The organism is Mycolicibacterium sp. MU0053, assembly GCF_963378095.1.
Taxonomy (GTDB): Bacteria; Actinomycetota; Actinomycetes; order Mycobacteriales; family Mycobacteriaceae; genus Mycobacterium; species Mycobacterium burgundiense.
In genome coordinates this window covers 891065-904542 of the sequence record NZ_OY726397.1, presented here as the reverse complement: position 1 = coordinate 904542, position 13478 = coordinate 891065, and the positions used below count along the sequence as shown (strand labels likewise).

General features: G+C 68.0%; 11 protein-coding genes. 8 read left to right on the top strand and 3 right to left on the bottom strand.

Translation table 11 applies throughout. The features are described from left to right. Positions 1-142: 142 nt before the first annotated feature. The 7 genes from RCP80_RS04170 to RCP80_RS04140 are packed head-to-tail and all read left to right on the top strand — an operon-like array spanning position 143 to position 9192. Positions 143-1828, top strand: coding sequence for an acyclic terpene utilization AtuA family protein (locus RCP80_RS04170; RefSeq protein ID WP_308482696.1), 1686 nt, complete (start codon positions 143-145; stop codon positions 1826-1828). After that, entirely contained in the window at positions 1825-2982 is a 1158-nt protein-coding gene (locus RCP80_RS04165; protein ID WP_308481144.1) for an acyl-CoA dehydrogenase family protein, read from the top strand. Before RCP80_RS04170 ends, RCP80_RS04165 begins: the two co-directional genes overlap by 4 nt. After that, a complete protein-coding gene (locus RCP80_RS04160; RefSeq protein WP_308481143.1) occupies positions 2979-4574 on the top strand; it encodes an acyl-CoA carboxylase subunit beta in 1596 nt (531 codons plus the stop codon). Before RCP80_RS04165 ends, RCP80_RS04160 begins: the two co-directional genes overlap by 4 nt. 11 nt (positions 4575-4585) lie before the next feature. Continuing rightward, on the top strand, positions 4586-6535 hold the full coding sequence (locus RCP80_RS04155) for an acetyl/propionyl/methylcrotonyl-CoA carboxylase subunit alpha (RefSeq protein ID WP_308481142.1): 1950 nt from the start codon (positions 4586-4588) through the stop codon (positions 6533-6535). A gap of 43 nt (positions 6536-6578) precedes the next feature. Continuing rightward, positions 6579-7745, top strand: a complete 1167-nt coding sequence (locus RCP80_RS04150; protein ID WP_308481141.1) for an acyl-CoA dehydrogenase family protein — start codon at positions 6579-6581, stop codon at positions 7743-7745. After that, a complete protein-coding gene (locus tag RCP80_RS04145) occupies positions 7745-8554 on the top strand; it encodes an enoyl-CoA hydratase family protein (RefSeq protein WP_308481140.1) in 810 nt (269 codons plus the stop codon). Before RCP80_RS04150 ends, RCP80_RS04145 begins: the two co-directional genes overlap by 1 nt. 47 nt (positions 8555-8601) lie before the next feature. After that, on the top strand, positions 8602-9192 hold the full coding sequence (locus RCP80_RS04140; RefSeq protein ID WP_308481139.1) for a DUF1707 SHOCT-like domain-containing protein: 591 nt from the start codon (positions 8602-8604) through the stop codon (positions 9190-9192). A 12-nt stretch (positions 9193-9204) separates the two neighbouring features. Here RCP80_RS04140 and RCP80_RS04135 read toward each other — a convergent pair whose 3' ends face one another. After that, the gene (locus RCP80_RS04135; RefSeq protein WP_308481138.1) at positions 9205-10377 is read right to left on the bottom strand and encodes a hypothetical protein; all 1173 of its coding nucleotides are present in this window, start codon (positions 10375-10377) and stop codon (positions 9205-9207) included. Positions 10378-10645: 268 nt separating this feature from the next. Continuing rightward, positions 10646-11830: a hypothetical protein gene (locus RCP80_RS04130; RefSeq protein ID WP_308481137.1), complete on the bottom strand. Its 1185-nt coding sequence runs from the start codon at positions 11828-11830 to the stop codon at positions 10646-10648. 340 nt (positions 11831-12170) lie between these two features. On the opposite strand from RCP80_RS04130, the gene RCP80_RS04125 reads away from it, so the two are divergent. Further along, on the top strand, positions 12171-13025 hold the full coding sequence (locus RCP80_RS04125; protein WP_308481136.1) for a 3-hydroxyacyl-CoA dehydrogenase: 855 nt from the start codon (positions 12171-12173) through the stop codon (positions 13023-13025). A 21-nt stretch (positions 13026-13046) separates the two neighbouring features. Here RCP80_RS04125 and RCP80_RS04120 read toward each other — a convergent pair whose 3' ends face one another. Continuing rightward, positions 13047-13448, bottom strand: a complete 402-nt coding sequence (locus RCP80_RS04120) for a DUF6632 domain-containing protein (protein WP_308481135.1) — start codon at positions 13446-13448, stop codon at positions 13047-13049. Positions 13449-13478 lie beyond the last annotated feature (30 nt).

Genomic DNA, 13478 nt, shown 5'->3' with positions numbered 1-13478 from the left:
CCAGAGTAACTGCTGACCTGCGTCCGCCCCAAATTGCGCGCCCGGCACACTTGACGCGAGACCGGCGGTACCCGGTAACCTACCGACTGGTTGGGCGGCCCGGGGGTCGAGCCAGGACGGGAGTGCGCGGGTGACATCAGCGGTGCGCATCGGCAATTGCTCGGGCTTCTACGGCGATCGCCGCTCCGCCATGCGGGAAATGCTCGAAGGCGGCGAGCTGGACTATCTGACCGGCGACTACTTGGCCGAGCTGACCATGCTCATCCTGGGCCGCGACCGGATGAAGAATCCCGACGGCGGCTACGCGAAGACCTTCCTGCGCCAGCTCGAGGACTGCCTCGGACTGGCCCAGGACAAGGGCGTGCGGATCGTCGCCAACGCGGGTGGCCTGAACCCGGCCGGACTGGCCGACGCGGTGCGGACCCTGGCCGGCCGACTCGGTCTCGAGGTGCGGGTCGCCCACGTCGAGGGTGACGACCTGCTGCCCCGCGCCGGCGAACTCGGCCTCGGGGACCCCTTGACCGCCAACGCCTACCTCGGCGCCTGGGGCATCGTGGACTGCCTGGCCTCGGGCGCGGACGTCGTGGTGACCGGTCGTGTCACCGACGCGTCGGTCATCGTCGGGCCGGCCGCCGCGCACTTCGGCTGGCGCCACGACGACTACGACCGGCTCGCCGGCGCCGTGATCGCCGGCCACGTGATCGAATGCGGCGCCCAGGCCTGCGGCGGCAACTATGCCTTCTTCACCGAGGTGGACGATCTGACCCACCCCGGCTTCCCCATCGCCGAGATCCGCGGCGACGGCTCCTCGGTGATCACCAAACACCCCGGCACCGGCGGGCAGGTCAGCGTGGGGACCGTCACCAGCCAACTGCTCTACGAGATCACCGGCGCCCGCTACGCCAACCCCGATGTGACCGCCCGGATGGACAGCGTGCGGCTGACCCAGGACGGCCCGGATCGAGTCGCGATCACCGGAGCCAAGGGTGAGCCACCCCCACCCACCCTGAAAGTGTCGCTGAACAGCATCGGTGGCTTCCGCAACACCGTGACCTTCGTGCTGACCGGCCTCGATATCGAGGCCAAGGCCCAGTTGGTGCGGCGCCAACTCGACTCGCTGCTGCCCGTGCAGCCGGCCGAAATGCAGTGGACGCTGGCGCGCACCGACCACCCCGACGCGGCCACCGAGGAAACCGCGAGCGCGCTGCTGCACTGCACGGTGCGCGATCCGGACCCCGCCAAGGTGGGACGCCAATTCACCGGCGCCGGAGTCGAACTCGCGCTCGCGAGCTATCCCGGCTTCCATGTCACCGCGCCGCCCGGCGATGGGCAGGTCTACGGTGTGTTCCGGCCGGGCTACGTCGACGCCACCGAGGTCAGCCACGTCGCGGTGCAGCCCGACGGCACCCGCGTTGCCATCGCGCCGGCCCCCGCCACCCAGGAACTGCGGCCCGCCGACGGACCGCCGCTGCCGCCCCCACCCCCGGGGGGCGGGACGCGCCGGGTGCCGCTGGGGACCATCGCCGGCGCCCGCAGCGGCGACAAGGGCGGCGACGCCAACGTGGGGGTGTGGGTGCGCACCGAGGAGCAGTGGCGGTGGCTGGCCCACACCCTGACGCCTGCCACCTTCAAGCGGTTGCTGCCGGAGACCGCCGAACTCACCGTCACCCGGCATCTGCTGCCGCACCTGTACGCGGCCAACTTCGTGATCGAGGGCATCCTCGGCGCGGGCGTGGCCTATCAGGCGCGCTTCGACCCGCAGGCCAAGGGCCTCGGGGAATGGCTACGCGCTCGCCATATCGACATCCCGGAAAGGCTCCTGCAATGAGCATGTGGACCACGCCCGAGCGCGATCAGCTCCGCAAGACCGTGCGGGCGTTCGCCGAGCGCGAGATCCTGCCCTATGCCGACGACTGGGAGCGCGCGGGCGAAATCCCCCGCGAGCTGCACCGCAAGGCCGCCGAGGCGGGCCTGCTGGGCGCCGCGTTCCCGGAGTCCGTCGGCGGCGAGGGCGGCGACAGCGCCGACGCACTGGTCATCTGCGAGGAACTGCACGAGTCTGGTTGCCCGGGCGGGGTTTTCGCTTCCCTGTTCACCTGCGGGATCGCGGTCCCGCACATGGCGGCCGCGGGCGATCAGCGGCTGATCGACGAGTTCGTAAGACCCACGCTGCGGGGTGAGAAGATCGGCGCGCTGGCCATCACCGAACCGGGCGGCGGCTCCGACGTCGGCCACCTGACCACCCGCGCGGTGCGCGACGGCGACTGCTACGTCGTCAACGGCGCCAAGACCTACATCACCTCTGGTGTGCGGGCCGACTACGTAGTGACCGCGGTGCGCACCGGCGGGCCCGGCGCCGGCGGCGTGTCGCTGCTGGTGGTGGAAAGCGGCACACCCGGTTTCGAGGTGTCCCGCAAGCTGGACAAGATGGGATGGCGCTCCAGTGACACCGCCGAACTGTCCTACACCGATGTCCGGGTACCCGTCGCCAACCTGATCGGCGCCGAGAACAGCGGCTTCCTGCAGATCGCGCAGGCCTTCGTCGCCGAGCGCATCGGCCTTGCCACCCAGGCGTATTCGAGTGCCCAGCGCTGCCTGGACCTCTCGGTCGCGTGGTGTCGCGACCGGGAGACCTTCGGCAAGCCGCTGATCGCCCGGCAGGCAGTGCAGAACACGCTGGCCGAGATGGCGCGCAAGATCGACGTCGCGCGGGTGTACTCCCGGCACATCCTGGAGCGGCAGCTCGCCGGCGGCCCGGAGAATGCGAACCTGATCGCCGATGTGTGCTTCGCCAAGAACACCGCCGTCGAGGCCGGCGAATGGGTGGCTCACCAGGCGGTTCAGTTGTTCGGCGGGATGGGTTACATGGCCGAATCCGAGGTGGAGCGCCAGTACCGCGATATGCGGATCTTGGGAATCGGCGGCGGTACCACCGAAATCCTGACCGGACTCGCGGCAAAGGCGCTTGGATACCAGGCATGACGGTCCTGCAATCCAGCCTCGACACCGCCTCGCCGGCCTACGCCGATGCCTCCGAGGCGCTGACCGCCAAACTCCACGAACTCGACGCCGAACTGGCGAAGGCGGTGGCCGGCGGCGGGGCCAAGTACGTCGACCGACACCGGTCCCGCGGGAAGCTGACGGCGCGTGAACGCGTCGAGGCGCTGATCGACCCGGACTCCCCCTTCCTGGAACTGTGCGCGCTGGCCGCCTACGGCAGTGAATTCCAGGTCGGCGCCAGCGTGGTCACCGGCATCGGGGTGGTCGAGGGCGTCGAATGCATGATCGTGGCCAACGATCCGACGGTCAAGGGCGGCACCAGCAACCCCTGGACGCTGCGAAAGAACCTGCGGGTCAACCAGATCGCCCTGGAGAACCGACTCCCGCTGATCTCGCTGGTGGAGTCGGGCGGCGCGGATCTGCCCACCCAGAAGGAGATCTTCATCCCGGGCGGGCGGCTGTTCCGCGACCTCACCCGGCTGTCGGCGGCCGGCATCCCGACCATCGCGCTGGTGTTCGGCAATTCGACCGCCGGCGGCGCATATATCCCCGGCATGTCCGATCACGTGGTGATGATCAGGGACCGCTCCAAGGTGTTCCTGGCCGGGCCGCCCTTGGTGAAGATGGCCACCGGCGAAGAGTCCGACGACGAGGAACTCGGCGGCGCCGACATGCATGCCCGCACCTCGGGTTTGGCGGATTACTTCGCGGTCGACGAACTCGACGCCATCCGGATCGGCCGGCGCATCGTCACGCGGCTGAACTGGACCAAACTGGGTCCGCGGCCGAAACCGTTCACCGAACCCCGGCTGTCCGCGGCGGAACTGATCGGGATCGTGCCGGCCGACCTGCGGACCCCGTTCGACCCCCGCGAGGTCATCGCCCGCATAGTCGACGACTCCGATTTCGATGAGTTCAAGCCGCTCTACGGAAGCTCCCTGGTCACCGGTTGGGCCACCGTGGGCGGCTACCCGCTGGGCATCCTGGCCAACGCCCGCGGTGTGCTGTTCAGCGCGGAGTCCCAAAAGGCCACGCAGTTCCTCCAATTGGCGAATCGCTCCAACACCCCACTGCTGTTCCTGCACAACACCACCGGCTACATGGTGGGCAAGGACTACGAGGCCGGCGGGATGATCAAGCACGGTTCGATGATGATCAATGCGGTGTCCAACTCGACGGTGCCGCACATCTCGCTGCTCATCGGGGCGTCCTACGGCGCCGGGCACTACGGCATGTGCGGGCGCGCCTACGATCCGCGTTTCCTGTTCGCCTGGCCGTCGGCGAAGTCGGCGGTGATGGGCGGCACTCAGCTTGCCGGCGTGTTGTCGATCGTCAGCCGCGCGGCCGCCCAGGCCCGCGGGCAACAGGTCGACGAGGATGCCGACGCCGCGCTGCGGGCGGCCGTGGAAGCGCAGATCGAAGCGGAATCGCTGCCGATGTTCCTGTCCGGCCGGCTCTATGACGACGGGGTGATAGACCCCCGAGACACCCGGACCGTGCTCGGAATGTGCCTGTCCGCGATTGCCAGCGGCCCGATCGAGGGGACGTCGAACTTCGGCGTCTTCCGGATGTAGGGAGTCGGCCGATGATCACCAGGGTCCTGGTTGCCAATCGCGGCGAGATCAGCCTGCGGGTTTTCGCCACGTGCCGCCGACTCGGCATCGGCACCGTCGCGATCTACACCGATCCCGATGCCCACGCCGCACATGTGCGGGCCGCCGATGCCCGCGTCCGGGTGGACAGCTACCTCGACATCGACGCCATCCTGGCCGCGGCCCGGGTCGCCGGTGCCGATGCCGTCCATCCCGGATACGGATTTCTCTCGGAGAATGCGGAATTCGCCGCGGCGGTGCCGGCCGCCGGGTTGACCTGGATCGGGCCGCCGGCGGCGGCGATCGCCGCGATGGGGTCCAAGGTCGAGTCCAAGACGATGATGGCGGCCGCGGGCGTGCCGGTCCTCGACAAACTCGACCCCGCGGCGGTCACGACGCACGACCTGCCGGTGTTGGTGAAGGCCTCGGCGGGCGGGGGTGGCCGGGGCATGCGGGTGGTGCGCGACCTGAGCGTGCTGGCAAGTGAAATCGACTCGGCGCGCCGGGAAGCCAAGTCCGCCTTCGGCGACGAGACGGTGTTCTGCGAGCGCTACCTGCCCACCGGACACCACGTCGAGGTGCAGATTCTGGCCGACGCGCACGGCACGGTCTGGGCGGTCGGAGAACGCGAATGCTCGATCCAGCGTCGTCATCAGAAGGTCGTCGAGGAATCGCCGTCGCCGCTGGTCGAGCGCATCGCGGGGATGCGCACGAAGCTTTACGACGCCGCCCGGCTGGCGGCGACCGCGATCGGGTACACGGGAGCGGGCACGGTCGAATTCCTCGCCTCCGGTGCGGGCGAGTTCTACTTTCTGGAGATGAACACCAGGCTGCAGGTCGAGCATCCGGTCACCGAGGCCACCACCGGTCTCGATCTGGTCGAACTGCAGCTACGGATCGCCGAGGGCGAGCGGCTGGACCCCGAACCTCCACCCGCACATGGCCATTCGATCGAGGCCCGGCTCTACGCCGAGGATCCGGCCAACAATTGGCAACCGCAGGCCGGCACGGTGCAGCGCTTCGAGGTGCCGACCGCCCGCACCGAGTTCGAGAGTTCGGGGCGCGCCGAGATCCGGGTGGATTCCGGCATCGTGGACGGGTCGACGGTGTCCATTCATTACGACCCGATGCTGGCCAAGGTCATCTCCTATGCCCCGAACCGGCGCCGGGCCGCCGCGATGCTCGCGGATGCGCTGGTCCGGATGCGCCTGCACGGCCTGCGCACCAACCGTGACCTGCTGGTCAATGTCCTGCGGCACGCAGCGTTCCTCGACGGCGATACCGACACCGCGTTTTTCGACACCCACGGCCTCGCGGCGTTGTCGGCGCCGCTGGCCGATGCCGAGGCCGTCCGACACTCGGCGGTCGCGGCCACCCTGGCCGACGCCGCGCACAACCGGTTGACGGCAACAGGTTTCGCGGCAGCCCCGATCGGGTGGCGCAACGTACCGTCGGGCAATCAGAGCAAGGCATACCGGGATGTCGCCGGCACCGAACACCGCGTCGAATACCGGTTCACCCGCACCGGGCTGGACCTGCCGGACGACGACGGACTGCGCCTGGTGTCGGCCGACCCCGACCTGGTGGTGCTCGCCGAGGCCGCCGGGACCGAAACCGCCTACGCCGTCGCGCGATACGGCGCTGTCGTCTGCATCGACTCGCCGCGCGGCAGCGTCGAGTTCACCGCGGTGCCGCGTTTCGTCGAACCGGGGTCGGCGGTGGCCGCGGGGTCGCTGGTGGCCCCGATGCCCGGTGTGGTGACCCGACTCGGCGCCGAGGTCGGCCAAACGGTGACGGCTGGTCAACCGCTGGTCTGGCTGGAGGCCATGAAGATGGAGCACACCCTGACCGCGCCGGCCGACGGCGTACTCAGTGAACTGCAGGTCAACGCCGGACAGCAGGTCGAGATGGGGGCCGTGCTGGCCGTCGTCGCCGAAGCCTGACCGCGGACAACCGCCTGACCAGACAACGGAAGGAACACAGCACATGAGCGACACCGGTTTCATCGAGAGTCCCGAACGGCAGGCGCTGCGCGCGGCCGTCGCCGGTATGGCGGCGAACTACGGGCCCGAGTACTACCTGGAGAAGGCCCGCGCCGGCGAGCACACCAGCGAATTGTGGACCGAGGCAGGCAAGCTCGGCTTCATCGGGGTGAACCTGCCCGAGCAGTACGGCGGCGGCGGGGCCGGCATGTACGAACTGTCGCTGGTGATGGAGGAGATGTCGGCCTCGGGATGTGCGCTGCTGATGATGGTGGTCTCACCCGCGATCAACGGCACCATCATCGCCAAGTTCGGCACCGACGAGCAGAAGCAGCGCTGGCTGCCCGGCATCGCCGACGGCAGCATCACCATGGCCTTCGCCATCACCGAACCCGACGCCGGTTCCAACTCGCACCGGATCACCACCACCGCACGGCGCGACGGCAGCGACTGGATTCTGTCCGGACAGAAGGTGTTCATCTCGGGCGTCGACCAGGCTCAGGCGATCCTGGTGGTGGGCCGCACGGAGGAAGCCAAAACCGGGAACCTCAAGCCCGCGCTGTTCGTGGTGCCCACCGACACCCCCGGGCTGTCCTGGACCAAGATCGAAATGGAGATCGTCAGCCCCGAATTCCAGTTCCAGGTGTTCCTCGACGACGTGCGACTGCCGGCCGACGCCCTGGTGGGCTCCGAGGACGCCGCAATCGCGCAGTTGTTCGCCGGGTTGAACCCGGAACGGATCATGGGCGCGGCCAGCGCGGTGGGAATGGGCCGGTTCGCGCTGACCAAGGCCACCGATTACGTCAAGACCCGACAGGTCTGGAAGACGCCGATCGGTGCGCATCAGGGCATCTCGCATCCGTTGGCCGCCAACCACATCGAGATCGAATTGGCCAAGCTGATGATGCAGAAGGCCGCGGCCCTGTACGACAGCGGCGACGACTTCGGGGCGGCCGAGGCCGCCAACATGGCCAAGTACGCCGCCGGCGAGGCCTCGGTCCGCGCGGTCGATCAGGCCGTGCAGTCCCTCGGCGGCAACGGTCTGACCAAGGAGTACGGCATCGCGTCGGTGTTGACCGCCTCCCGGTTGGCGCGCATCGCGCCGGTCAGCCGGGAGATGATCCTGAACTTCGTCGCCCAGACCTCGCTCGGCCTGCCCCGGTCGTACTGATGGACGCGCATCCGGATCGCCAGGTCGACTACCGCGTCGAAGGACCCGCGGCCCGGCTCACGCTGAACTCGCCGCACAACCGCAACGCGTTGTCGACGGCCCTGATCGCACAGTTGCATCAGGGCTTGCGCGACGCGGTCGCCCACCCGCGGGTCCGGATGGTGGTGCTCGGCCACACCGGCGGCACCTTCTGCGCGGGCGCCGATCTGACCCAGGCCTCCGACGAACCGGCGGCCGACCCTGAGACGCTCGCCGCGCAGCGGGGCCGCGAGATGGCGGCGCTGCTGCGGGCGCTGCTCGAATCCCCGCTTCCGGTGATCGGGGCGATCGACGGGCATGTGCGCGCCGGCGGGATGGGCCTGGTGGGCGCCTGCGACATGGTGGTCGCCGGCCCCAAGTGCACGTTCGCACTCACCGAGGCGCGCATCGGGGTGGCACCGGCGATCATCTCGCTGGTCTTGCTGCCGAAAATGACCCCGCGTGGTGCAGGTCGCTATTTTCTCACCGGAGAGACCTTCACCGCGCCCACCGCCGTCGAACTCGGCATGGTGACCATCGCGGCCAAGGACGTCGAGACCGAACTGTCGTGCCTCGTCGAGGCGTTGGCAAAGGGTTCGCCGCAGGGGTTGGCGGCATCAAAGCGCCTGACCACGGCACCCATTCTGGCCGATTTCGATCGCGCTGCCGAACGGCTCACCCAGGAATCGGCACGGCTGTTCATCTCGGCGGAGGCCCGCGAAGGCATGCTCGCGTTCTTGCAGAAGCGGCCACCGGAATGGTCCGAATCGGCCACGGAAGTCAGCGATTAGCCCGCCCCGCTTTGCGGTTGACAACACGCGTCGTAGGCTCGTCTGCGATGAGCGATTCAGCGCAGCGCGACTCATCACTACGAGCCGCGGACACCGACCGGATACAGACCGCCCAACTGCTGACCGATGCGGCAGCGCAGGGCCATCTGGACCTGTCGGAATACGAGTCCCGGCTCAACAAGGCCTACGCCGCGGAAACCTACGGTGAGCTGGACCAACTCTCGGCCGACCTGCCCGGAATCGCCAATATCCGGCGCGGGGCCTGCAAGCCGGCGCCGTCGACTGTGCTGCTGGCGATCCTCAGCGGATTCCAACGTCGAGGCCGCTGGAATGTCCCGCACAAGCTGACGACCTTCACGTTCTGCGGCGGCGGCGTCATCGACCTGCGCTACGCGGACTTCACTTCGCCGGTGGTCAACATCCGCGCGTACTCCATCCTGGGCGGCCAGACCATCCTGCTGCCCCCGGAGGTAAACGTCGAGGTCGACGGGAACGGCGTGATGGGCGGTTTCGAGCACCTCGAGGGGCAGGGGTCGCCCGGCGCCCCGCGGATCAAGATCCGCGGCTTCGCCTTCTGGGGCAACGTCGGCATCAAGCGCAAGAACCGTCGACCGCACGGTCCCGACAACACCCTCTGACTTTCCGCGGGGTCATTCCCCGGGATCGGCACCGTCATTCTTGTTGTCGGCGCCGCCGTCGTCACCGGTTTGGGTGTCGTCGGTTTGGCTGTCGCGACCGGTGACCCGCTGCACGGCGTCGTTGACCCGATCTTTGATTGCTTCCCGGCGTTCCTGTGCGCGCTCCTTGGCCGCTTCGCGCCGTTCCTGCCACCGCTCCTGGAAGACCTCGTGACGCAGCTGCGCCTTGGTCTTGGTCGGCTCCCCGGAGTCCTCGGCCGCGACCGGGGGCTCGACCTCCGGTTCCGGAATTTCGACCTGCGGCGCGGGGGTCTGCTGCGGGGTACCGCTGTCGAAGTGCTTGATCGCCCCGGCGAGACCCTCGAGTCCCGAGCCGGCGGGCTTCTTCGGGAGGAACGACGTGATCTTCAGCCCGGCAGCCGGATTGAACGAGGGCGCGCCGGCTGCCACCGGCTCGTCGTCGCGCTGGACGAATTGCTCGACCGGCCCCGGATCGAGCCGGTTGGTGTCCGGCCCCTCGGTCCCAGGCAGACCCTGGCCCTCCCCCGCTGCCTGGTGCTCGGTGACGACGGCCTCGGTCTCCTCTGGGTTGAACGCGTCGTTGATCTCGTCGACGATCACCCGGATCACCCCCAGGGGACCGCCGTTGTGCAGAAACGCGTGTACCAGCCGCGCCGGGAACGTCAGGTCCTCGTCGGGGTCGATGTCGTCGAGATCCACGAGACCGCCCCCGGTCAGCGCGTGCGCCAATTCGACGATGCTCTCCCGCAAGTCCACCCAGGGCCCCTCGAGGAACTCCGCCAGTTCCGGCAGTCCGGCCTGCCTGGCCAAATGGCCGGCGGCCGCGTACGGCCCCTCCTCGAAGAAGTGGTCGTCGACGTCGACCTCGGCCAGTACGCCCTGGTCCAAGAGGTAGTACAACGCACCCAAGGGTCCCAGCACGAGGGTGTCTTCGGTGACTTCCTGGCCGTATCCGTTGAAGAATGCCTGCAACAGGCCTGGCAGCGTCACCGCCATCAACTGATAGTCGGCGACGGACAGCTGCCCCATTGGACACTCGGGCACCGAAGCCGTTGTGACGTAAGTCTTTTCGGTTTCGTTCGGGATGATCGCCGGGGTGGCGGCGACAATCGCGGCGGCCCCCGCGAGCGCGACGCCGGTGGTCAGGATCGGCCTAGACACCATCAAGAATCCCCCGATTCTTTTCAAGTTCGACGAACTTATTCGAGAACTGATAAACCCCTGAGTGAATGCTAAGTGAGGGTTATCTCGGCGGCAACTCGAATGCGAATTTGTTCATTTTGCGGGCCCATTTTGTACCGTTGATCGTGTTATTCCTGTGTGTTAGCTGGGAGCGGTCTGCAGGGCTTATGCGCCGCGAAAATGACTCACGCTCGCCGGCCCCGGTTCGGGGCATCGGCGAGCGTGAGTTGGTGTTCTCGGTCAGTGCGGCTCAGCCGTCGTTGTCCTTGCTGCCTTTGTTGTCGTCCCCTTTGTTGCCGCCGCCCGTGGCGCGCTTGATGGTGTCCTTGACCTTGCCGCGCACGTTGTTGATGCGCTCCTTGGCCGCCGCCCGGCGTTCCTGCGCGCGCTCCTTGGCGGCCGCCCGGCGCTCCTCGGCCCGATTCTTGGCGGCCTCGCGACGCAACTCGGCGTTGGTCTTGGCCTCCACCCCGGAGTCACCGAGCGCCGCGGTGGCGTCGACCTCGGCCTCGGCGGCCTGGTCGGCCTGGCCCGGATCGGCTTCGTCGGCGGCCGGCGCGGGAGCGGGCTTGACGCTCTTGATGGCGCCGGCGAGCGCCGTGGACTCGGCCGCGTCGGTGTCGACGTCGTCGGCCGGTAGCGAAACCTTGGTCGCGGTCGGCGCTGCCGGCCCGCGCTGCACGAGACCGCCGAGCGAGGACCCGTCACCGCCCTGCGCGCCGGCACCGGGGGCAGGCGTGGGGTCCTCGGGTTCCTCGGGTTCCGCGGGCTCCTCGGGAGCCTCGGGAGCCTCGGGGTCGGGTTCCTCCGTGGCCGGCGGCGGCGTCGGGTCGAAGATCTCCTTGATCAGTTCGACGGCGATCTGCGCAATCGCGAGCGGCCCGCCGTTGTGCAAGAACTCGTGGACCAGGAGCGCCGGGAGCGAATACTCGGTCGCCGTGCCTCCGGTGAGGCCGTTGACCACGTCGACCACGGTGGCGCGCGTCTTGGCCCACGGTGCGGCGACGAACTCGACGATGTCGTCGGACAGCCCGGCGGTTTCGGCCAGATGCTCGGCGGCACCAAACGGCCCGAACTCGAAGAGGTGGTTGTCCACCGCGACGCCGGCCAGAACCGTCTCTTCGCCGAGGTAGTACAGCGCCCCCAGCGGGCCCGTCACGCACGAGGCCGTTCGGAGCCCGCAATCACCGGATCCGTCGCCACTGACCAGTCCGCCGTAGCCGTTGAAAAAGGCGTGCAACAGCCCCGGCAGCGTGACGGCCATCAGCTGGTAGTCAGGCACCGTCAGCTGTTTCGGCGCAAGTTCCGTCGGTGTCGAAGCCGTTGTGATATATGACTTGTCGGCCGCGGTCGGCATGATCGCCGGTGTGGCAGCGACAATCGCGGCCGCACCCGCGAGTGCGACGCCGGCGGTCAGAAGTGGCTTGGCTGCCATGTAGTGGGTCCCCGATCTGAATAGGTTCTGTGACCAGGACTCACCGCGTTCCCTGCGGGAAACTTGGAGAATCCTGAATGGATGCTAAGTGGCGATCTGCTCGACTGCAGCGGTTTCGACCGCTTCATCCCCGGGCTCACCACGGGCGGCTGTCGCCGCAGTCGCCCGATCCTCGATCGCGGGCCCGGTGTCGAGGGGCGCGCGAAATGTCTTGTCTTTCCGGCGCGCTGAATCGAGGGTCCGGGATACCCGGAACCGGCACCCCCCACATTGGACGGCTCTTTTGCGCTGAAGCAAGATTGCTGCGAATGGGGATTCCTATCCCCTAGATTGGAGCTTCATGACCACCAAGATCCGCAATGTCACGGTGCTCGGCACCGGAGTCCTGGGCTCCCAAATTGCCTATCAGAGCGCGTTCCAGGGTTTCCCGGTCATCGCCTACGACATCGACGACGCCGCGGTGGCGCTGGCGCGGCAGCGCTTTCGCAAGCTGGTCGACACGTATCGGGCGGAGGTGCCCGGCGGTGAGGACGGCGCAGAGGCCGCCCTGGACCGAATTGTCCTGACCACCAACCTCGCTCAGGCCGCCGCCGACGCCGACCTGATCATCGAAGCCATCCCGGAAATCCTGGACCTCAAACGGCAGACCTACGAGAAACTCGGCAGCCTCGCCCCGGCGAAGACCATATTTGCCACCAACTCCTCGACGCTGCTGCCGAGCGACCTCAAGGATTCCACCGGGCGCCCGGACCGATTTCTGGCGCTGCACTTCGCCAACAAGATCTGGTTCTCCAACATCGCCGAAGTCATGGGCACCCCCGACACCGACCCCGAGGTGTTCGACGAAATCGTGGCATTCGCCGAGGCAATAGGCATGGTGCCCATCCAAATCCACCAGGAGAAGGCCGGTTACGTGCTCAACACGTTGCTGGTGCCGTTCCTGCGGGCGGCGCTGGAGTTGGTGGCCGGCGGCTACGCCGAACCCGGGGATGTGGACAACACCTGGCGCATCGGCACCGGGGCGCCGGCCGGTCCGTTCCAGATCTACGACATCATCGGCCTGCGGACGCCGTACAACATCATGGCGCACGGCGACGCCGACGCCCAGCAGTTGGCTGCGTGGTTGAAGCAGAACTACATCGACAGGGGCAAGCTGGGTCTCGAGTCCGGGCAGGGCTTCTACAAGTACCTGTGACCCGCTCAGGCCGACCGAAACTCAGGTCCGAGAACCCTGCCCGGGCCCGGCCGCCCGGACGAGGACCGCCAACACCACGGCTGCGATGAGCAGCGCGGGAACATCGCCCCACAGATGCCCTCGATGGTGATCGCTGCTGACGGACTGCACCGCCATGACCGCCGCGTGCGCGACGCTCGAGACCACCGCGAACCAGATCAGGCTCACATGCGCCTCGGGGCGGCGGGCCGCGTTCACCAGGAACGCGCCGAGCGTCACGTACAGGGCGACGATCATCATGAAGTACTGCGATTGGTGTGGCGCACCGGAATGCCATGCCCATCCCGACGGCCACACCGAAGCCAACGGATAAAGCAAAACCATCACCGCCCCCACGATGACGAGTGCAACTTGCAGCAGCTTGTAGCTGGACGTGGCTGCCATGGCGATCTCCCCCCGATATTCCCGCCGGTT

Excerpts from the sequence above, each read along its gene's own strand:
- RCP80_RS04135 (WP_308481138.1), bottom strand. The coding sequence starts at position 10,377 with ATGGTGTCTAGGCCGATCCTGACCACCGGCGTCGCGCTCGCGGGGGCC.
- RCP80_RS04155 (WP_308481142.1), top strand. The coding sequence starts at position 4,586 with ATGATCACCAGGGTCCTGGTTGCCAATCGCGGCGAGATCAGCCTGCGG.
- RCP80_RS04130 (WP_308481137.1), bottom strand. The coding sequence starts at position 11,830 with ATGGCAGCCAAGCCACTTCTGACCGCCGGCGTCGCACTCGCGGGTGCG.
- RCP80_RS04120 (WP_308481135.1), bottom strand. The coding sequence starts at position 13,448 with ATGGCAGCCACGTCCAGCTACAAGCTGCTGCAAGTTGCACTCGTCATC.
- RCP80_RS04150 (WP_308481141.1), top strand. The coding sequence starts at position 6,579 with ATGAGCGACACCGGTTTCATCGAGAGTCCCGAACGGCAGGCGCTGCGC.
- RCP80_RS04145 (WP_308481140.1), top strand. The coding sequence starts at position 7,745 with ATGGACGCGCATCCGGATCGCCAGGTCGACTACCGCGTCGAAGGACCC.
- RCP80_RS04165 (WP_308481144.1), top strand. The coding sequence starts at position 1,825 with ATGAGCATGTGGACCACGCCCGAGCGCGATCAGCTCCGCAAGACCGTG.
- RCP80_RS04160 (WP_308481143.1), top strand. The coding sequence starts at position 2,979 with ATGACGGTCCTGCAATCCAGCCTCGACACCGCCTCGCCGGCCTACGCC.
- RCP80_RS04125 (WP_308481136.1), top strand. The coding sequence starts at position 12,171 with ATGACCACCAAGATCCGCAATGTCACGGTGCTCGGCACCGGAGTCCTG.
- RCP80_RS04140 (WP_308481139.1), top strand. The coding sequence starts at position 8,602 with ATGAGCGATTCAGCGCAGCGCGACTCATCACTACGAGCCGCGGACACC.